Source organism: Bradyrhizobium sp. 154 (genome assembly GCF_023073875.1).
GTDB lineage: Bacteria > Pseudomonadota > Alphaproteobacteria > Rhizobiales > Xanthobacteraceae > Bradyrhizobium.
This window is the reverse complement of the sequence record NZ_JADPKG010000042.1, coordinates 19,207-37,555: the sequence shown is the minus strand read 5'-3', so window position 1 is coordinate 37,555 and position 18,349 is coordinate 19,207. Positions and strand designations below refer to the sequence as shown.

Sequence of the window (18,349 nt, the reverse complement as noted above, 5' to 3'; positions counted from 1 at the left end):
TGTGCGTCCGTAGTCAACCGGACGGGTCGACGAGATCTTGACCGACTCTGCTCGGCGGTTGTTAACCACCTCGCCGCAGCGTGACAGCCTCATCCTGCGTCCGCTGCGTCATCCCTCCAGCGTGAAGCCGACGCGCAGCGTGACCTGATAGTGACGGACAGTGCCGTTCTCGATGTGGCCGCGCGTCTGCACAACCTCGAACCATTTCATCTCGCGAACGGTCTTGGCGGCGCGCCCGATCGCGTTCTGGATCGCATCCTCGATGGAGGTCTCGGATGATCCGACCAGTTCCAGGATCTTATAGACGTGATCATGTTCGGCTGTGGGCATGATGAGCCTCCCTCGGTTGCGCTGCGGCATGCATCGCTTGCGCTCTGATCTGAACGAGCGCCAATGCTTCAGGTTCCGTCTTGCGATGGCCGGCATACGCCCGGTGGTGGAGGGGGCAGTCTCCTCCTGCTAAGCGCTGCCCACGGATTCCGCGCGGCGCGACAGGACGTAGCGCTCACACTCGGCGGCGTCAGGCTGGCGATGCGGTGGACGCAGGCTATCTGCAGCCTGCTGCACGATGGGCGCAGGTTGAGTGGCTCGCCAGAGCAGGCGCAGCAGCAGGGCCAGCAGCACCATCATCGCGAAGCCGCCGATGGAAGGTACAAATTTGTCGTCCATCCCAGTCAGATCCGCTTCATTGCCGAACTGCGCTGCGAGTCTGGCCGATTGCAGCATTCCATAGGCGCCGGCAAGCAGGATCAATCCGTAGAGGAAACTGCGCTCCCGGGCGTTCGCCACTTGTGCAAGATCAGGAAGCATCAACGCAAGGCCGATTCCGATGATCGGCAGGTCGTAATCATAGGCGTAGGGGCTGATCATCACCGACACCATGGCAGCGACACCGAACGCGAAATTGGGTGAGGCCCTGCGCGCCGTTCCAAGCCAGACCGCAAGCACGACCGCAAACAGGGCGAGGCTCGCCGCAGCCGCCTGCATCCAGAAGGCAACGCTTGAGGGAAGGCCGGCCCGGCCAAGCGCAGCGTAGGTCGAGACCATGCGGAACAGCGGATAGAAGCCGCGCTCCAGGAAGATAGCCGATTCCCGGATTGCGCCGAGCCATGCGGTCCAGATCTGCCATCCGAACACGAGCGTGCAGACGAGCGAGCTTGCGAGCACGACTGCAGCGGCGGTCGCGAGCGCCCCCCAGCGGCGCGTCGCCAGCATGTAGACTCCGGCGGCGATGGCCAGGTGCGGCTTGATCACCATTGCCCCCAGAGCAAGACCAGCGATGATCTGACGCCGCTCGACGTTGAGGCAGACGATGCCGATTAGGGTGCCGGTCAGGAAGCCGTTCTGGCCGCAGCCGACCGTGATCGCCAGCGCAGGAAACAGCACGACCAAGACGAGCGCGAAATTCTGCCCGGCGATGGCCCGAAGCGTCAGGAGGTAGGCAACCAGCGTGGCCGTGATGAACAGCAGATAGGCGATGCCGGCCGGCAGCAGCGCGAATGGCGCCACCAGAAGATCGAACTGCGGCGGATAAGTCCAGGGCATGAAGCTGGTTGAACCGGCAAATGCCTGCTGAAGCTTGACCAGCGTCTCGAACCGGTAGACCAGATCGAGCTGACCGTAGCAGATCTGCTGTGCGACGATGTAGAAGGCGTCGAAATCTGACAGTTCGCGGACTTGCCAGGCGCTCCAGCGGCCGAACCTGAACGTCTTGAACAGGACCATCACAGCGAGCGTCGCAAGCACGAAGCGGACATAGATCGTCCGCTTCGACGGTGAGGATTGAACCGCTTCCAGCGTCTCGGCAAACATCGGCGACGACCTCGAACCCTGATAGATCGCGGCCGGGTACGCGGTTCCGCCGATCCCCGGCCAAATTGCCACCAGAGGTTTAAGGGAGAGTAAGGACTGTCGCAGAATTCAAGCAAAAGGTCGCATTGGTGCGGCCGAAGCCGATGCCGGTGGATCCGAGATCCCGCTCGGTTGCCCCGCAAAGGCCGTCGCATAGGACATCTTGGCTGATTCCAGCGGGTGCCTCTCCGGTGCTTTCAAAATCGCCCCGAGAAATTCCTTCTCGGCGTCCATCCGGTCGGTGCGGAAACGCCATTAAGTGTCGCATTCGAGATCGACTGGATTTCAGCCAATCAGATCGACATGGAGCAGGCGCACAGACAGCGATGTCCTGATGAGAGGACCGCCTGGCCTATTCATCGACTGCACCCCGCTCTCCGACATCAAGGTGCCGATCGGCTTCGACCATCCCAGTCCACAGTCCAATTCATGGACGGTGACGGGCCACGCAAGTCCAAAAGCAACCAGAAGGACCGCCAGTTGAACGCCGCGGGGAAAGCCGAAGAGCCATCGTCAACACGCTCCCGCCTCTACGGATCCAGCTCCGTATCCCAATATAGATAGTCCAGCCAGCTGTCGTGCAGATAGTTCGGCGGAAACAGGCGGCCGTTGCGGTGGAGTTGGTGTACGGTCGGCGCGAACGCACTCTGGCGCGGAAACATTTTTGCTTGCGCCGGGGTGAGATTGCCCTTGCGCAGATTACAGGGCGAGCACGCCGCGACCACGTTCTCCCAGGTGGTCTGGCCGCCTTTGCTGCGCGGGATGATGTGATCGAAGGTGAGGTCTTCAGGCGAGCCGCAATATTGGCAGGCGAAACGATCGCGCAGGAAGACGTTGAAACGGGTGAAGGCGGGATGGGTGGTCGGCTTGACGAAGGATTTGAGCGAAACCACGCTCGGCAATTGCATCTCTAACGTCGGACTTCGAACCGCCTGGTCGTAATGCGCGACGATGTTGACGCGGTCGAGGAACACCGCCTTGATCGCGTCCTGCCACGACCACAAAGACAGTGGGTAGTAACTCAGCGGCCGGAAGTCCGCGTTCAGCACCAACACCGGCCAACTGCCTTGCGAGACATGTGCGTTCAAGTAACGCTCCCGGCCTCCAATGTACGCTGCGAAGCAGCAAGTACTGACATACTACATGCAGCGTGACGGGATTGTGAAGCCCGTTGAGCGACTTATTCAGTCGCAAGCAATGCGGCGGCGAGGTGGCAAAAGCGCTCAAAAAGCCGCGATCCCCGGGGACCATGCAGCCGGCCCGGAACCGCCTTCACGGTGCGTTGCAGCTCTATCTTCGCTACTCCCGCACCCGCTCGAGCTTCTGCAAACATCGCGTGGCGCGCACCGCGGGCGGCATCTCCTCGTCCGGAAAGCTCGTCTTCCAGTCGGTAACACCGACTTCACCGACATAGATGGCGCCCTTCGAATCCAGGGCGATGCCGTGCGGCGCCAAAAACTTTCCGCTGGCCACGCCGGGCCCTTCCTCGCCGCCAAGCCGCGCGATGCGCCTGCCCTGCGCGTCTCGATCGATAGCCGCGGCCCGAGATTGGGCACCTTGCGGTTGACGGCCAGGCCGGGGCCGAGCTCGCCGACCACGAAGGTCGGGCTCTTAGCCCCACCGCAGCAGCACAGCGCGCAGGGGCGGTGCAAGTTGTTCCACTGCGTCTCGTATTTGCCGTCTCCATCGAACACCTGCACGCGGTGGTTCTCGCGGTCGGCGACGTAAACCCAGCCGTGGGCGTCAGTGGCAATATTGTGCACGATGTTGAACTGACCGGGATCGGTCCCCGGCTCGCCCCAGCTCCTCATCAGCTTGCCGTCGGGGGTGAACTTGTGCACGCGCGCATTGCCATAGCCGTCGGAGACGTAGATCTCGCCCTTCGGCGACAGCGCGGTGTGGGTGCAGCGGTGGAAGGGATCGCCGCTCATGAACGGCGCTGGCTTCTCGGGAATGCCGATCGTCAGCAGTACCTTGCCCTCAGTGGTGCATTTGCGCACGGTGTGGTCGCCGTCATCGGTGCAGTAGAGATTGTCCTCCGCGTCGATATGCAGGCCATGCGCGCGCGAGAACAGGCCTTCGCCCCAGCTGCGCAGGAAATTGCCTTCGCGGTCGAGCACCACCATCGGATGAGCGCCGCGGTTGAAAACGTAGATCTGGTCCTTGCTGTCGACCGCGACCGAGGCGACGTCGGTGAGTTGCCAGCTGTCCGGCAGCTTGGCGAAGTTTTCGACCACGCGGTAGCGGTGCTCGCCGCTGCCGAGAATGGCTGGCATGGGTTCCTCCTCCTGTCATTCGGGGGCGCGCGTTATCGCGAGCCCGGAATCCATCCATCCGCCAATATGCGACGCAATGGATTTTGGGCTCGCGACTTCGTTGCGCCCCGGAATGACGGCTGGATCATGTGGCACCACCTCACGCCCGCAATATCCCCTCCTCGATCGCCTTGATCTGGAGCGCGAGATATTTCGAGTTGATCCGGCACTGCGCGAGGCTGCCTGCGATGAACCAGAGACCCGGCTGCTTCGTGCGTGTGTACATGTTGCGCAGCTCGAAGCCATCGCCAAAACCCCAGACCGGCCCGACGCGGTCGGCGATGGCGTCCCCAAACAATTTGCGCACGAGATATTCCTGTGGCTTGTAGCCGGTGGAGAGGACGATGAGATCGGCCGGAATGATCGAGCCGTCCTTCATCCGTGCTCCCTCGGCGACCAAGCTCTCGATGTCGGTAAACTGCTTCAGCTTGATCGCGCCCTCGATAATCAGGTTGGAGCAGCCGACGTTGAAATAATAGCCGCCGCCGCGGGTGAGGTATTTGAATTGCCAGCCGGTGCCGGCCTCGCCGAAGTCGAGCTTGAAGCCGACGCGCCGCAGGCCGTCCAGCAGCTCCTTATCGAGCTCCTTCGACTGCTCCGTCAGCATCACATGGGTCTTCCGCGCGAGCGGTGTCGGCATCGAGGCCGCGATCAGATCGTTGTCCTCGAGCGTGCCCTCATTGTAGGTCGCGTAAGCCAGTTGCGCCGACGGCTCGATATTGGTGACAAGCGTCGGCGAGCGCTGCACCAGCGTCACCTTCGCGCCGCTGGAGTGAAGGTCCTGCGCGATGTCGTGGCCGCTATTGCCGGTGCCGATCACGATGGCGCGCTTGCCCGTCCAGCTCTCGCCGTCCTCATAGCGGCTGGAATGCAGCAGCGTGCCCTTGAAATCGGCAAGGCCCGGAATGTCGGGCATGTTGGCGATGCCGCTGACTCCGGTCGACATCACCACATGGCGCGGATGCATGGTCCGCTTGCTGCCGTCGGCGCGGCGCAGCGTCACCAACCAGCGCCCCTTCGCCTCGTCATAGACGCCGCCCTCGAGTTCGGTGCCGGTCCAGAAATTCAGCTCCATCGCCTCGACGTAAGCTTCGAACCAATTGGCGAGCTTGTCCTTTGGAATATAGACCGGCCAGGTCGGCGGGAACGGCATGTAGGGCAGGTGATTGACCTGCACCTGGTTGTGCAGGGTCAGCGCATGGTAGCGCTTGCGCCAGTTGTCGCCGATCCTCATCTCGCGATCGACGATCAACGTGTCGACATTCAACTGCTTCAACCGCGCCGCGATGGCGAGCCCGGCCTGGCCGCCGCCGACCACCAGCACGGCCGGGTCGCGATCGGCGTAGTGACGCGAGGCGTTGCGATGGTCGAGCCAGTTCGGCCCGCGGAAGTCGCGCGAATAGGCCTGGCCGCGGGGCCGTGACGTGCCGAGCTGCTCCTCGAACCCCTTGAGCTCGTCGAGGGCGGTGAGCAGCGTCCACGCCTGCAGGCGGTCGCCATTGGCAGTATCGGGAACGAGCCGCACGATGCCGCTGCCGCGTCCGATCGCCGTCTCGAAATCGAAGATCGCTTCGATGGTGTTGGTGCCGGCGCGCGTGACCCAGCGCGGCGGCGCTCGGTTTGGCGCGATCTTGAAACCGGTCGGTGCCGCCTTCGGTGCGACGATGGTCAACTCCCGTGCGATAGCATCGCGGCCTGCGAGCGTCTGCAGATTCCAGCTCAGTGCCAGCACATCGCGCCAAAAGCTGTCGGTGAGAAAGAGGCGGTCCAGCGCAGCGGGCTCGGGCCGGCCCAATGTGCGCTCGAATTCATCGAGCCAAGCCTGTGCGGAGACGGAAATATCCTTCGTCCTGTCCAGCATGCGCGACCTCGTGGCCGTCTTCGCGGCGTTTGCTCGCGAGCATGATCCGGAAAGGTGTGTAGCGGTTTTCCGAACAGATCATGCTCTGATATAGAGCTCGACGCTATACTGGATGAGCTTTCGTCGAAAGCGGTTTACCCGAGCAGCGAAAGCATGTGGCCCTGCTCGGGCGGAATACGCCCGTCAGGCCGAGAGCACGCCTTCGCGCTTCTTCACCGCGCGATAGTAGCTCCACCACAGATGCGCCGCGGCGCCGCGCAGCGGACGCCAGGGTTCGGCGAGCGGCGCCATCTGCTTCTCCGTCGGCCGCATCTTCAGGCCGAGCCCAATCTTGATCCCCTCCTGCACAGCGAGGTCCCCGGCCGGCCAGGCGTCGCCATGGCCGAGGCAAAACAGCAGGTAGACGTCGGCAGTCCAGGGCCCGATGCCGGGCAGCGAGATCAGCGTGTGATGCGCGGCGTCGGCATCCTCTTCGGCGAGCACCTCGAGGTTCAGCCGCTGCGCGCCGATCTCGCGCGCGAGGTGTTTCAGCGTCTTGATCTTGGCGGCGGACAGGCCGAGCCGCCCCAGCCGGTCGGTGCGGGCGCGCCGGACCGCCTCATGGTCGAACGGATCGAAGGCGGCGGCCAGCCGTCCCCAGATCGCCGCCGCGCTCGCCGTCGACAGCTGCTGCCCGCACACGATATGGGCAAGGCCCGCAAAACCTGGCTCGCGCCGCCGCAAGGCCGGCATGCCGGCAATTTCCAGCACGGGCTTGAGGCGCGGATCGCGCTTGATGAGCGCATGGACGGCCTCTTCGAGATCGGACTGGGATTCGAGGTGGATGGCCATTGCTTTGCTCAACTCGTCATGCGCGGGCTCGCCGTTTCTGCTACAGCTACGCCGGCCCAATGCCGTAAAGCCCGCCGAAGCCTTCGGCGTAGGCGGGACCGGCGCATCGATCTCCTCACAAGAGTCCTGGAAGATGCATTGCCGGGTCAAGCCCGGCAGTGACGAATACACCGAGAACTCATGCCACCCGTTTTCCGATTTGCCCCGAGCCCGAACGGCTTCCTGCATCTCGGCCACGCCTATTCCGCGCTGCTGAACTTCGAGCGCGCACGCGAGACCGGCGGGCGGCTGTTGCTGCGGATCGAGGACATCGACGCGACGCGCTGCCGTCCGGACTATGAGTCGGCGATCTACCACGATCTCGCCTGGCTCGGGATCTCCTGGGAGACACCGGCACGGCGGCAGTCGGAGCATCTTGCCGACTATCGCGCCGCGCTGCAAAAGCTCTCTGCGCTCGGTCTCGTCTATCCCGCCTTTGAAAGCCGCGCCGAGATCGCAAGGCTCGTCGCCGCGCGCGAGGTGGATGGGCCGTGGCCGCACGATCCCGACGGCGCGCCGCTATATCCCGGCGACGCCAAATTGCTGTCGGCCGGCGAGCGCGAGCAACTGATGACGTCCGGCGCGCCTTATGCGCTGCGGCTCGATATGGTGGCCGCCTCTCGGCGCGTCGCCGGCCTGACCTGGAACGAACTCGGCGCGGGACCGGATGGCGAGCGCGGCATCGTCCCGGCGCGACCGGAAGCCTGGGGCGACGTCATTCTCGCCCGCAAGGAGACGCCAACCAGCTACCATCTGTCCGTCGTGGTCGACGACGCCCTCCAGGGCGTCAGCGAGATCGTGCGGGGTCAGGACCTGTTTCATGCCACATCGGTGCACCGCCTGCTGCAGGTTCTGCTTGGCCTGCCGGAACCCGCTTATCGCCACCATGCTCTGATCCGCGACGGCGAGGGGCGGAAGCTGTCGAAATCGAGCCGCTCGACCGGCCTGCGGGACTTGCGCGCCGCGGGCGCCACGCCGGCTAGTATCCGCCGATCGGTGGGATTAGGTTAAGTTTCTCTGGGGGTTAGCCAAACGCCGCCGTGACTCCGGGCGTTCTGCCGTGCCATGCTTCCCCCGATAGCCCGGGGTTCGAAGGGGATCATGGCGGCGAAAACGCGCCCAGTGCGCACCACGCGGACGTCCAAGCGACCGCCTCGGAAGCGGTCCAGGGCGGGCGGCCGGTTGCGCAAGCGCAGCACCAAGGCGGTCGCGCCGGACGTGGTCCAGGCCGCGCTCGCCGCCTTTGCCCATGAGGTCCGCACCCCCCTGACCGGAATACTGGCAATCAGCGACCTGCTCGCGACCTCCGATCTTGGCGAGCGGGAGCGGCGCTGGGCCGACACCATCAAGGCCGGCGCCGAACATCTGGCGAGCCTTGCCACGCTGTTTGTGGACGCGGTCCGGACAGGAAAGCGGGCCGGGAAGGGTGGACACGCGCTCCGGCAAGACCTGTTCGACCTGCGGACGCTTGCCCGCAGCGCCGGCGATTCGCTGGCCGGCCGCGCCGCGGCCAAGGGTCTTCGGGCCCAGGTCGTTATCTCCGAGAAGTTGCCGGGGCTGGTGGTCGGCGATCCGGTCCGCCTGCGCGCTGCGCTCGAGAACCTGATCGACAATGCCGTGAAATTCACCGACCAGGGCGGCGTGGCGCTTGCGGTGGCGCCCTGGCGCCCCGTCAAGGACGAGCGCAAGGGCAAAGCAAAGGGTAAAGCAAAGGGTAAAGCAAAGGGTAAAGCAAAGGGTAAAGGTAGGGTCGGCATCGCCTTCGCCGTGTCTGACAGCGGCATCGGCCTTACCATGGCCGAGATCAAGCGGCTGTTCCGCCCGTTCACCCAGGCCAATGTCACCATTGCCTCGCGCTTCGGTGGCGCCGGCCTGGGGCTATCCTCGGTGAAGCAATTGGCGCGCGCGATGGGCGGCGACATCACGGTCGCTGCGCGGCGCGGCGGCGGCGCCACGTTCACACTGACGGTGTCGCTGGATGCGATGGTATCGGGTAAATCGCGCAAGGCGAAGGACGGTAGTGAGCCCGAGGCGATGGCCGCCCTCCGCGTGCTCAGCGTCGAGGACAATCCGTTCGGCCGCGTGGTGCTCAACACCATTTTGACCGAGCTCGGCCATCATGCCGAGTTCATCGGCCGCGGCGAGGACGCGGTGGACCGGCTCGCGCAGGGCTCCTTCGATGCGGTGTTGATGGACATGGTGCTGCCCGGAATCGACGGCGTCGAGGCCATCCGGCGGATACGCAGCATGGCGCCGCCGCTGGCGCAGATTCCGATTATCGGGGTGTCAGGTCGCGGCGAAGACGAAGCGGCGTCGCGCGAGGCCGGTGCCGACGCCTTCCTAGTCAAGCCTGTGTCCCCGCGGGCCTTAGCGACTGCGCTGCTTGAAGCGAGACGCCGTGAGGCAGTCGCGACTTGATGATCGCCGCGTTGAGCTCGCCGCCGTACACGAAAATCGCGGCGATGAAATACAGAAACACAAGCGCGATGATCACCGAGGCCAGCCCAGCATACATCGTCACATAGTTGTTGGCGAAGCGCGCGAGATATTGGCCGAACACGATGCTCGAGATCAGCGACGCCACGATGGTGAAGACGATGCCGGGCAGGATCTGGAGAAAACTGCGGCGTCCCGCCGGCAGCCAGGCGTGCAGGATGAGCAGCGCCACCACCAGCGCGCTGATGGAGATGCCGTAGCGCAGCCAGGTGAGAATGCTTTCGTTTGACTCGACGAACAAGGGAATGTGGCGCCGTGCCGCTTCGATGATCAGCGGACCGAGCACGATCAGGAACGCCATGGCGAGTGCAGTGAAGGCGGCAATCAACGTGTAGGCAATCGATTCCAGCCGCAGCCAGTACCAGCGCCGCATCTCCACCACCGCATAGGCGCGGTTGAGCGCGACGCGGAGCGCCTCGACGCCGTTGGAGGCGAAATAGACCGACAGCGCTGCGCCGATCGTCAGAATACCGGTGCGGGTCGTGGTCAGCACGTCGTGGACCTCGCCGGAAATCGAGTCGGCGACCTGCTTTGGCCAGACCTGGAGCATCAGGCTGGCGGCCTGGTCGGCGAGTTCCTTGGAGCCGAAGAAGCCGGCGAGCGAGGTCAGCACGATCAGGAACGGGAACAGCGCCATCAGCGTCGACAATGCGATGTGACTCGCGATCGCCCAGCCGTCGTCGGCGAGGAACGTGTAGAAGGCGTCCATCACGACGACGTAGATGTAGCGGATCGCTTTCACGTGCCACCCGTATTGGCTGTCGACCTTCGCCTACGCGCGCGGCGTCGTTCGCCTCGCCCCGCCTGCGGGGAAAGGTCGACGCCCTCGGCAGCGCAACTGCGGGCCAGAGCGCGGCGGGTGAGGGGGAGCCTTCGCGGGGACGGTGAGAGTTGGATTCGCGGAGAGCCCGCCTCACCCGGATTCGATCTGCGATCGAATTCGACCTTTCCCCGCAAGCGGGGAGCGGCGAAGGGCGGCTGCATCGAATCCAAGATCATCCAGCTAGCTTCTGATATTATTGGGTTAAAAGCCAGATCGGCGATGCCATGGCGGACCGGCGCGCACGGTGTTATCTACCCTCGGATGGCATCTATCTTGAGTACTTTCATCCTGCCGATCGCGGTCGGCGCCGTGGCTCTCGTGCTGCTGCTCGGTCTCGTCAACATGATGCGCGGCGGCTCGCCCAACACCTCGCAGAAGCTGATGCGCTGGCGCGTGCTGCTTCAGTTTGTGGCGATCATCATTGCCATGCTCGCAGTCTGGGCCATGGGGCGCTAAATGGTCACGTTGAATCGCATCTATACGAAAACCGGTGACGACGGCACGACAGCGCTCGGCTCGGGCGAGCGTCGTCCGAAATACGATCTGCGCATCGAGGCCTATGGCACCGTGGACGAGACCAATGCCGCGATCGGCGTGGTGCGGCTCCACACCTCGGATATGCCCGAGCTCGACGCGATGCTCGGCCGCATCCAGAACGATTTGTTCGATCTCGGCGCCGACCTTGCGGTGCCCGAGCGTGAAGGCAAAGCGGAGCGGCTGCGGGTGGTGGCGAGCCAGGTCGAGCGGCTCGAGCGCGACATCGACGCACTCAATGACAAGCTCGCGCCGCTGACTTCCTTCGTGCTGCCGGGCGGCACGCCGGCCGCGGCTCATCTCCATGTTGCCCGCACAATATGCCGCAGGGCGGAACGAGTGATGGTAGAGCTGGCGGCCCGGCCCAGCGAACCGGTGAGCGCGGCTGGCATCCAATATATGAACCGATTGTCGGACTTCCTGTTCGTGGCCAGCCGAGCCGCTAATGGGGACGGTGCCGGCGACGTACTCTGGGTTCCCGGCCAGAACCGCTGACCCATTTGGGCGGAGCGTTTCTAAGGTCTAAAATTTGGCCCTTCGCGCGTTGACCGGGCCTGATCAGGCCTTTAGGTTCCGCGCCAGTTGATAACCCCTTCCCAAATTGAGTGAAAGAGGATCGATGAAGGTCTTAGTGCCGGTAAAGCGGGTGGTCGATTACAACGTCAAGGTCCGCGTCAAGGGCGATGGATCGGGCGTTGAACTCGCCAACGTCAAAATGTCCATGAACCCGTTCGATGAAATCGCGGTCGAGGAAGCGCTGCGCCTGAAGGAAGGCGGCAAAGCGACCGAGATCGTGGTGGTCTCGATCGGACCCGCACAGGCGTCGGAGACGATCCGCACCGGCCTCGCCATGGGCGCCGACCGCGGCATCCTGGTGAAGGTCGATGGCAACGTCGAGCCGCTCGCGGTGGCCAAGATTCTGAAGAGGGTTGCCGAAGAAGAGCAGCCGGGCCTGATCATCCTCGGCAAGCAGGCAATCGACGACGACTCCAATCAGACCGGCCAGATGCTGGCCGCGCTGCTCGGCTGGTCGCAGGCGACCTTCGCCTCCAAGCTCGAGGTCGAAGGTTCTGAGTTCAAGGTCACGCGCGAAGTCGATGGCGGCCTCCAGACCGTGAAGCTGAAGGGACCGGCGATCGTCACCACCGATCTGCGTCTCAACGAGCCGCGCTATGCCTCGCTGCCCAACATCATGAAGGCCAAGAAGAAGCCGATCGCGGAAAAGACCGTCGCCGATTACGGCGTCGACGTCGCTGCGCGCCTCGAGATTCTCAAGACGACGGAGCCGGCGGGCCGCAAGGCAGGCGTCAAGGTCAAGGACGTCGCCGAGCTGGTGTCGAAACTCAAGAACGAAGCCGGGGTGCTCTGATGACGACGCTTCTGATTGCCGAACACGACAATGCGTCGTTGAAGGATGCGACCAACAAGGCGCTCACTGCGGCTGCCGCGCTCGGCGCGGAGGTCGAGGTGCTGGTGGCCGGCCTGAACGCCAAGGCCGCGGCGGATGCCGCCGCCAAGCTTGCCGGCGTCAAGAAGGTGCTGCTCGCCGATGGCGAGCTCTACGCGCACGATCTCGCCGAGCCGCTGGCCGCGCTGGTCGTGTCGCTGGCGTCCAGCTATGACGCGATCGTCGCGCCCGCGACCTCGCGCTTCAAGAACGTGATGCCGCGTGTAGCAGCCCTGCTCGACGTCATGCAGGTCTCGGAGATCATCAAGGTGGTCGCCCCCGATACCTTCGAGCGCCCGATCTATGCCGGCAACGCCATCCAGACGGTGAAGTCGAAGGACGCCAAGAAGGTCATCACGGTGCGCACCTCTACCTTTGCCGCAGCAGGCGAGGGCGGCAGTGCGCCCGTCGAGAACGTCGCGGCGGCCGCCGATCCGGGCCTGTCGACGTTCGTCGGCGAGGAAGTCGCCAAGAGCGACCGTCCGGAACTGACCTCGGCCAAGATCATCGTGTCTGGTGGCCGCGCCATGCAGAGCCGCGAGAATTTCGCAAAGTACATCGAGCCGCTCGCCGACAAGCTGGGCGCCGGCGTCGGTGCCTCGCGCGCGGCGGTCGACGCGGGCTATGCGCCGAACGACTGGCAGGTCGGCCAAACCGGCAAGGTCGTGGCTCCCGAGCTCTATGTCGCGGTGGGCATTTCCGGCGCGATCCAGCATCTGGCCGGCATGAAGGACTCCAAGGTGATCGTCGCGATCAACAAGGACGAGGACGCGCCGATCTTCCAGGTCGCCGATTACGGCCTGGTGGCGGACCTCTACCAAGCGGTTCCGGAGCTGACGGCCGAACTCGGCAAGCTCGGCAAGTAAAACGGGCTAAAAACACCGGCCGGAGCTATAAACTCCGGCCGGTGTTGCTTTTCTGAGGCGTATTCTTTGGCGTGGGGCACGCCTTCGAGGCGATCCAATCTAGGTTTCGAGCCAGGGTTCTGATTAAATCGGATCTCCCGGCTCGAGGGGATAGGCAGGGCGCGCTCGTCGCGCGCCGTTCCGGTGGATGACATGATGGCGGCAGTGATCAAGAAGGTCGGCGTGATCGGCGCGGGTCAGATGGGCAACGGCATTGCGCATGTTGCGGCGCTGGCCGGCTTCGACGTGGTGCTCAATGACGTCTCGGCCGACCGCCTCAAGTCGGGCATGGCCACCATCAACGGCAATCTGGCGCGACAGGTCTCCAAAAAGGCCGTCACCGAAGACGACAAGGCCAAGGCGCTCGCGCGCATCAAGCTTGCCGAGAAGCTGGACGACCTCGCCGACTGCGACCTCGTGATCGAGACCGCGGTCGAGAAGGAAGAGGTCAAGCGCAAGATCTTCCACGAACTGTGCGCGGTGTTGAAGCCGGAGGCGATCGTCGCCTCCGACACGTCGTCGATCTCGATCACGCGGCTCGCCGCCGCCACCGACCGGCCGGAGCGCTTCATCGGCATTCACTTCATGAATCCGGTGCCGCTGATGGAGCTGGTCGAGCTGATCCGCGGCATCGCCACCGATGATGCGACCTTCGAGGCATCCAAGGAATTCGTCGCCAGGCTCGGCAAGCAGGTCGCAGTCTCCGAGGATTTCCCGGCCTTTATTGTCAACCGCATCCTGCTGCCGATGATCAACGAGGCGATCTACACGCTGTACGAAGGCGTCGGCAATGTCGAGGCGATCGATGCCGCGATGAAGTTAGGGGCCCATCATCCCATGGGCCCGCTAGAGCTCGCCGATTTCATCGGCCTCGACACCTGCCTCTCCATCATGCAGGTGCTGCATGAGGGGCTGGCCGACTCCAAGTACCGCCCGTGCCCGCTGCTGGTGAAATACGTCGAAGCCGGCTGGCTCGGCCGCAAGACCCAGCGCGGCTTCTACGACTATCGCGGCGCCAAGCCGGTGCCGACGCGGTAAGGTACTCTCGTGCCCCGGGCGCAGCGCGGAGCGCTGCCGAGCCAGGACACGGAAACTCGCTCACCTCTCATTAACCCCTCACGCCTAGGTTAGGGCCGTACGAGGGTTCGCGTAATGGACATGATGGCAATGGTCAGCACCATGCTGGCCGCTCAGCAAGGCGCGCTGCAATCGAATATCGCGGCGACGCTGACCAAGCAGAACATGGACATGGAGAAATCCACCGTCCTGACGCTGATGGGCGCCGGCCAGCCTTCGCTCGCCAATGTAGGCCCCGGCGTCGGCGGCAATCTCAACGTCACGGCCTAAATTCTCTAAAGCGACGCGGCAGCTTTGCCCGTCGCCGCCCGGATCAGCTTGAGCGCGTCCTCGCTCGCCCACTCCGCCGGCCCCGCAATCGTCGCGATCTCGCAGCCTTGCGGGTCGACCAGCACCGATGTCGGCATCCCCAAGGCCCGGCCTACAGCTTTAAGATCCTGAAAAACCTTGGCTTTCTGATCGCTGAAATAGCCGAGCCGGGTCAGATTGGCCTCTCTCAGGAAGGTCTTGGGCTTCTCGGGATCGCGGGTGTCGATGTTGATCGCCACCACCTCGAAATTCGGGCCCGACAGCTTGCCCTGGAGCTCATCCAGCGCCGGCATCTCCTTGCGGCAGGGCACGCACCAGGTGGCCCACAGGTTCACCAGCAGCGTCTTGCCGCGGAAATCAGACAGCTTCTTCGGCTTGCCGTCGGCGTCCTCGAAGACGAGGTCTGGCAGCTTGAAGGGGACGCTCGCCATGGTCAGCGCCGCCACCTCGCCATGGGCGAGCGGGGCGATCTTCTGCGCGGTCGCCACCGCGGACCGGCAGACCGGATCGCCTGACGGCGCCCGGCTCAGGCCCAGCCCGTACAGCGCGGCGAAGCCCGCCAGACCCCCGATCGCCACAATGGCGATGACGAGGGGGATTCGGCGCGTGGCGGAGGGCGTCTTGTCGAGCATATCGTTTGTCATCCGGTCGCAGATGTGGCTATCAGGGGCCTCTTAATACGGCTGGCCGCGGCCAGCAAACGTGACTAGCGACAGGCAAGGCGTGAGCAGGGGATCATGAGCAACAAGATGTGGGGCGGCCGGTTCTCGGAACGTCCCGATGAGATCATGGAGGAGATCAACGTTTCTATCGACGTCGATCGTCACCTGTTCGCCCAGGACATTGCCGCGTCCAAGGCCCACGCCGCGATGCTCGCCAGCCAGGGCATCATCACCGCCTCTGATGCGAAAAATATCGGCAAGGGTCTAGACACGATTTTGTCAGAGATCGGCAAGGGCGGCTTCGCGTTCAAGCGCGCGCTCGAGGACATTCACATGAATGTCGAGAGCCGGCTGTCCGAGCTGATCGGCCCCGCCGCCGGAAGGCTGCACACGGCGCGCTCGCGCAACGACCAGGTCGCGACCGATTTTCGCCTGTTCGTCCGCGACGTCATCGACGAGACCGATGCTGCGCTGGCCGCGTTCCAGCAGGCGCTGGTGGAGCGCGCGCTGGAGCACGCCGCGACCGTGATGCCCGGCTTCACGCATCTGCAGACTGCGCAGCCCGTCACTTTCGGCCACCACCTGCTTGCCTATGTCGAGATGGCCGCGCGCGACCGCGGCCGCTTTCAGGACGCGCGCAAGCGGCTCAATGAATCGCCTCTGGGCGCGGCCGCCCTGGCCGGCACCTCGTTCCCGATCGACCGCCACGCCACCGCGAAGGCGCTCCTCTTCGACCGGCCGATGGCGAACTCGCTCGATGCGGTGTCCGATCGCGACTTCGTGCTGGAGACGCTGTCGGCAGCCTCGATCTGCGCCGTGCACATGTCGCGCTTTGCCGAAGAGATCGTGATCTGGACCTCGCCGCTGGTTGGCCTCATCCGCCTCAGCGATAAATTCACGACCGGCTCCTCGATCATGCCGCAGAAGCGCAACCCGGATGCCGCCGAGCTCGTGCGCGCCAAGACCGGCCGCGTGATCGGCGCGCTCAACGGTCTTCTGATCGTGATGAAGGGCCTGCCGCTCGCCTATCAAAAGGACATGCAGGAGGACAAGCAGGGCGCGATGGAAGGTTTTGCCGCGTTGTCGCTGGCGATCCGCGCGATGACCGGCATGGTCCGCGACCTCGCGCCCGACGAAGCGAGGATGAAGGCGGCCGCGGGCGAGGGTTACGCCACCGCGACCGATCTCGCCGACTGGTTGGTGCGGACGCTGAAGATGCCGTTCCGCGAGGCCCACCACGTCACCGGCCGGATCGTGGCCAAGGCCGCCGAAGGCGGCGTCGCGCTGCACGAGCTGCCGCTGAAGGAGATGCAGGCGATCGAGCCCAAGATCACCAAAGACGTGCTCGGCGTGCTCTCGGTCGAATCGTCGGTGAAGAGCCGGACCAGCTTTGGCGGCACCGCGCCGAAGAACGTGGCGTCGCAGGCCAAGGCTTGGGCGAAGCGGCTGGAAAAGCAGCGAAAAGCGGGCTAATGGCAAAATTTGGCTTGTTTTTCATGGTCATGCGGGCTCTCGCCAGAGCGCACCAATCTCTGTATGGTGCGCGCCGCGTAGTGGGGATTTCGTCGTGACGTCAAAGTTTCGCCCGGCCGGCTCGGGGTGGGCCATCATTGTCCTTAGTCTGACGGCGCTGGCGCTCGCCGGCTGCGGACGCAAGGGTCCGCTGGATCTGCCGCCGACCGCCTCCAATGCGCCCACGGCCAACGGTGCGGCGCCGACCGACACCGAGACCGAAGCCCAGGGGACGCCGAGCGTGTTCAATCCCACCTACGGTGTGGACGCCGCGCCCGCGGCGGCCAAGGGCAGGAAGAAATCGTTTATTCTCGACCCGCTCCTGGACGAACCTCCCGGCCGGAAATAAGCCGGGACAACCGAGCCTGCGCCATGAACCATTTCGACTATCGCAACGGCGTGCTGCACGCCGAGGCGGTGAACCTGTCCGAGCTGGCCGCAACCGTCGGCACGCCCTTCTATTGCTATTCGACCGCGACGCTGGAGCGGCACTACCGCGTCTTCACGGAGGCCTTCGCCGGCGAGAAGGTGCTGGTCTGCTACGCCATGAAGGCGAACTCCAACCAGTCGGTGCTGCGCACGCTGGCCAAGTTAGGCGCCGGCGCCGACGTCGTCTCGGGCGGCGAGTTGAAGCGTGCGCTGGCCGCGGGCATCCCCCCAGCTAAGATCCTGTTCTCGGGCGTTGGCAAGACGGAAACCGAATTGCGCGCTGCGCTTGCCGCCGACATCCTCTGTCTCAACGTCGAATCCGAGCCCGAGCTCGAGCTCTTGTCGCGACTTGCGACCGAGATGGGCAAGACCGCGCGCATCTCCGTGCGCGTCAACCCCGACGTCGATGCCGGCACGCATGCAAAAATCTCCACCGGTAGGTCCGAGAACAAGTTCGGCATTCCGATCGCTCATGCCCGCGAGGTCTATGCCCGCGCCGCAAGACTCCCGGGCATCGAGGTGACTGGCACCGACGTGCATATCGGCAGCCAGATCACCGACCTCTCCAAGATGGAGACCGCGTTCCGGATCCTCTCCGAGTTCGTGCAGACGCTGCGCGCCGACGGCCACAACATCTCGCATGTCGATTTCGGCGGCGGCCTCGGCATTCCCTATTACATGGATCGCGAGGCGCCGCCGGCACCCGACGCGTACGCCGCCATGGTCAAGCGCGTCAGCCACAATCTCGGCTGCACGCTGATGTTCGAGCCGGGGCGCATGATCGTCGGCAATGCCGGCATCCTGGTCACGAAGGTCATCTACGTGAAGCATGGCGACGGCAAGAATTTCGTCATCATCGACGCTGCCATGAACGATTTGATCCGCCCGACGCTGTACGAGGCGCATCACGACATCCTGCCGGTGACGCAGCCCGCCAAGGACGCGGCCACCATCACGGCCGACGTCGTCGGCCCGGTCTGCGAGACCGGCGACTATCTCGCCCTCGACCGCACGCTGCCGACGCCAAAGGCGGGCGATCTGCTCGCCATCATGACCGCCGGCGCCTATGGCGCGGTGCAGGCGGGCACCTACAACACGCGGCCGCTGGTGCCGGAGGTGCTGGTGAAGGGCGAGCAATACGCCGTGGTGCGCCCGCGCATCGAGGTCGAACAGCTGATCGCGATGGATACGCCGGCGCCTTGGCTGTGACAGCACGACGGCGGGCCGCCACAAATTCAGTGTCGTCGTGCGACAGCCA

At 64.4% G+C, this 18,349-nt stretch carries 18 protein-coding genes and 1 pseudogene; 11 read left to right on the top strand and 8 right to left on the bottom strand.

Annotated features, from left to right (window positions below):
• Window positions 1-108: 108 nt before the first annotated feature.
• From IVA92_RS09280 to IVA92_RS09255, 6 genes and pseudogenes are all read right to left on the bottom strand, one after another.
• Window positions 109-330 carry a dodecin gene (locus tag IVA92_RS09280; protein ID WP_247279712.1) on the bottom strand — a complete coding sequence of 74 codons (222 nt, stop codon included), beginning with the start codon at window positions 328-330 and terminating at the stop codon, window positions 109-111.
• A gap of 129 nt (window positions 331-459) precedes the next feature.
• Window positions 460-1,812, bottom strand: a complete 1,353-nt coding sequence (locus tag IVA92_RS09275) for a glycosyltransferase family 87 protein (protein WP_247279711.1) — start codon at window positions 1,810-1,812, stop codon at window positions 460-462.
• Between the two features lie 569 nt (window positions 1,813-2,381).
• Window positions 2,382-2,939, bottom strand: a complete 558-nt coding sequence (locus tag IVA92_RS09270) for an HNH endonuclease (RefSeq protein WP_008543309.1) — start codon at window positions 2,937-2,939, stop codon at window positions 2,382-2,384.
• A gap of 211 nt (window positions 2,940-3,150) precedes the next feature.
• A pseudogene (locus tag IVA92_RS09265) lies at window positions 3,151-4,127 on the bottom strand (peptidyl-alpha-hydroxyglycine alpha-amidating lyase family protein).
• Window positions 4,128-4,266: 139 nt separating this feature from the next.
• Window positions 4,267-6,027 (bottom strand): NAD(P)/FAD-dependent oxidoreductase, encoded by a 1,761-nt coding sequence (locus IVA92_RS09260; RefSeq protein ID WP_247279710.1) that lies wholly within the window; start codon window positions 6,025-6,027, stop codon window positions 4,267-4,269.
• Window positions 6,028-6,210: 183 nt separating this feature from the next.
• Window positions 6,211-6,858 carry a DNA-3-methyladenine glycosylase 2 family protein gene (locus IVA92_RS09255; RefSeq protein WP_247279709.1) on the bottom strand — a complete coding sequence of 216 codons (648 nt, stop codon included), beginning with the start codon at window positions 6,856-6,858 and terminating at the stop codon, window positions 6,211-6,213.
• A gap of 180 nt (window positions 6,859-7,038) precedes the next feature.
• On the opposite strand from IVA92_RS09255, the gene gluQRS reads away from it, so the two are divergent.
• Entirely contained in the window at window positions 7,039-7,908 is an 870-nt protein-coding gene (gluQRS, locus tag IVA92_RS09250) for a tRNA glutamyl-Q(34) synthetase GluQRS (protein WP_247279708.1), read from the top strand.
• A 90-nt stretch (window positions 7,909-7,998) separates the two neighbouring features.
• On the top strand, window positions 7,999-9,315 hold the full coding sequence (locus IVA92_RS09245; RefSeq protein ID WP_247279707.1) for an ATP-binding protein: 1,317 nt from the start codon (window positions 7,999-8,001) through the stop codon (window positions 9,313-9,315).
• Here IVA92_RS09245 and IVA92_RS09240 read toward each other — a convergent pair.
• Window positions 9,242-10,135, bottom strand: coding sequence for a YihY/virulence factor BrkB family protein (locus IVA92_RS09240; protein WP_247279706.1), 894 nt, complete (start codon window positions 10,133-10,135; stop codon window positions 9,242-9,244). The two genes, IVA92_RS09245 and IVA92_RS09240, sit on opposite strands and share 74 nt — an antisense overlap.
• A 342-nt stretch (window positions 10,136-10,477) precedes the next feature.
• Between IVA92_RS09240 and IVA92_RS09235 the strand changes: the two genes are divergently transcribed.
• From IVA92_RS09235 to IVA92_RS09210, 6 genes are all read left to right on the top strand, one after another.
• A complete protein-coding gene (locus IVA92_RS09235) occupies window positions 10,478-10,672 on the top strand; it encodes a twin transmembrane helix small protein (protein WP_247279705.1) in 195 nt (64 codons plus the stop codon).
• A complete protein-coding gene (locus tag IVA92_RS09230) occupies window positions 10,673-11,245 on the top strand; it encodes a cob(I)yrinic acid a,c-diamide adenosyltransferase (protein WP_247279704.1) in 573 nt (190 codons plus the stop codon). It begins immediately after the preceding gene.
• 124 nt (window positions 11,246-11,369) lie between these two features.
• Window positions 11,370-12,119, top strand: coding sequence for an electron transfer flavoprotein subunit beta/FixA family protein (locus tag IVA92_RS09225; RefSeq protein WP_247279703.1), 750 nt, complete (start codon window positions 11,370-11,372; stop codon window positions 12,117-12,119).
• Complete coding sequence (locus tag IVA92_RS09220) at window positions 12,119-13,063, top strand: FAD-binding protein (protein WP_247279702.1); 945 nt, start codon at window positions 12,119-12,121, stop codon at window positions 13,061-13,063. Before IVA92_RS09225 ends, IVA92_RS09220 begins: the two co-directional genes overlap by 1 nt.
• 195 nt (window positions 13,064-13,258) lie before the next feature.
• Window positions 13,259-14,140: a 3-hydroxybutyryl-CoA dehydrogenase gene (locus IVA92_RS09215; RefSeq protein ID WP_247279737.1), complete on the top strand. Its 882-nt coding sequence runs from the start codon at window positions 13,259-13,261 to the stop codon at window positions 14,138-14,140.
• Between the two features lie 114 nt (window positions 14,141-14,254).
• Window positions 14,255-14,449, top strand: a complete 195-nt coding sequence (locus tag IVA92_RS09210; protein ID WP_028182113.1) for a hypothetical protein — start codon at window positions 14,255-14,257, stop codon at window positions 14,447-14,449.
• A 5-nt stretch (window positions 14,450-14,454) separates the two neighbouring features.
• Here the strand turns inward: IVA92_RS09210 and IVA92_RS09205 are convergent, their stop codons facing one another.
• Window positions 14,455-15,120 carry a TlpA disulfide reductase family protein gene (locus IVA92_RS09205; RefSeq protein ID WP_247279701.1) on the bottom strand — a complete coding sequence of 222 codons (666 nt, stop codon included), beginning with the start codon at window positions 15,118-15,120 and terminating at the stop codon, window positions 14,455-14,457.
• A gap of 105 nt (window positions 15,121-15,225) precedes the next feature.
• On the opposite strand from IVA92_RS09205, the gene argH reads away from it, so the two are divergent.
• From argH to lysA, 3 genes are all read left to right on the top strand, one after another.
• Window positions 15,226-16,623, top strand: a complete 1,398-nt coding sequence (argH, locus tag IVA92_RS09200; protein WP_247279700.1) for an argininosuccinate lyase — start codon at window positions 15,226-15,228, stop codon at window positions 16,621-16,623.
• Between the two features lie 94 nt (window positions 16,624-16,717).
• Complete coding sequence (locus tag IVA92_RS09195) at window positions 16,718-17,011, top strand: lipoprotein (protein WP_247279699.1); 294 nt, start codon at window positions 16,718-16,720, stop codon at window positions 17,009-17,011.
• A gap of 23 nt (window positions 17,012-17,034) precedes the next feature.
• A complete protein-coding gene (lysA, locus tag IVA92_RS09190; protein WP_247279698.1) occupies window positions 17,035-18,300 on the top strand; it encodes a diaminopimelate decarboxylase in 1,266 nt (421 codons plus the stop codon).
• The last annotated feature ends 49 nt before the right edge of the window (window positions 18,301-18,349 follow it).

What these genes read in the sequence shown, in the direction of transcription:
- IVA92_RS09280 (WP_247279712.1), bottom strand. Translation starts at nt 330, where the DNA reads ATGCCCACAGCCGAACATGATCACGTCTATAAGATCCTGGAACTGGTC.
- IVA92_RS09275 (WP_247279711.1), bottom strand. Translation starts at nt 1,812, where the DNA reads ATGTTTGCCGAGACGCTGGAAGCGGTTCAATCCTCACCGTCGAAGCGG.
- IVA92_RS09260 (WP_247279710.1), bottom strand. Translation starts at nt 6,027, where the DNA reads ATGCTGGACAGGACGAAGGATATTTCCGTCTCCGCACAGGCTTGGCTC.
- IVA92_RS09255 (WP_247279709.1), bottom strand. Translation starts at nt 6,858, where the DNA reads ATGGCCATCCACCTCGAATCCCAGTCCGATCTCGAAGAGGCCGTCCAT.
- gluQRS (WP_247279708.1), top strand. Translation starts at nt 7,039, where the DNA reads ATGCCACCCGTTTTCCGATTTGCCCCGAGCCCGAACGGCTTCCTGCAT.
- IVA92_RS09245 (WP_247279707.1), top strand. Translation starts at nt 7,999, where the DNA reads ATGGCGGCGAAAACGCGCCCAGTGCGCACCACGCGGACGTCCAAGCGA.
- IVA92_RS09235 (WP_247279705.1), top strand. Translation starts at nt 10,478, where the DNA reads ATGGCATCTATCTTGAGTACTTTCATCCTGCCGATCGCGGTCGGCGCC.
- IVA92_RS09230 (WP_247279704.1), top strand. Translation starts at nt 10,673, where the DNA reads ATGGTCACGTTGAATCGCATCTATACGAAAACCGGTGACGACGGCACG.
- IVA92_RS09225 (WP_247279703.1), top strand. Translation starts at nt 11,370, where the DNA reads ATGAAGGTCTTAGTGCCGGTAAAGCGGGTGGTCGATTACAACGTCAAG.
- IVA92_RS09220 (WP_247279702.1), top strand. Translation starts at nt 12,119, where the DNA reads ATGACGACGCTTCTGATTGCCGAACACGACAATGCGTCGTTGAAGGAT.
- IVA92_RS09215 (WP_247279737.1), top strand. Translation starts at nt 13,259, where the DNA reads ATGGCGGCAGTGATCAAGAAGGTCGGCGTGATCGGCGCGGGTCAGATG.
- IVA92_RS09210 (WP_028182113.1), top strand. Translation starts at nt 14,255, where the DNA reads ATGGACATGATGGCAATGGTCAGCACCATGCTGGCCGCTCAGCAAGGC.
- IVA92_RS09205 (WP_247279701.1), bottom strand. Translation starts at nt 15,120, where the DNA reads ATGCTCGACAAGACGCCCTCCGCCACGCGCCGAATCCCCCTCGTCATC.
- argH (WP_247279700.1), top strand. Translation starts at nt 15,226, where the DNA reads ATGAGCAACAAGATGTGGGGCGGCCGGTTCTCGGAACGTCCCGATGAG.
- lysA (WP_247279698.1), top strand. Translation starts at nt 17,035, where the DNA reads ATGAACCATTTCGACTATCGCAACGGCGTGCTGCACGCCGAGGCGGTG.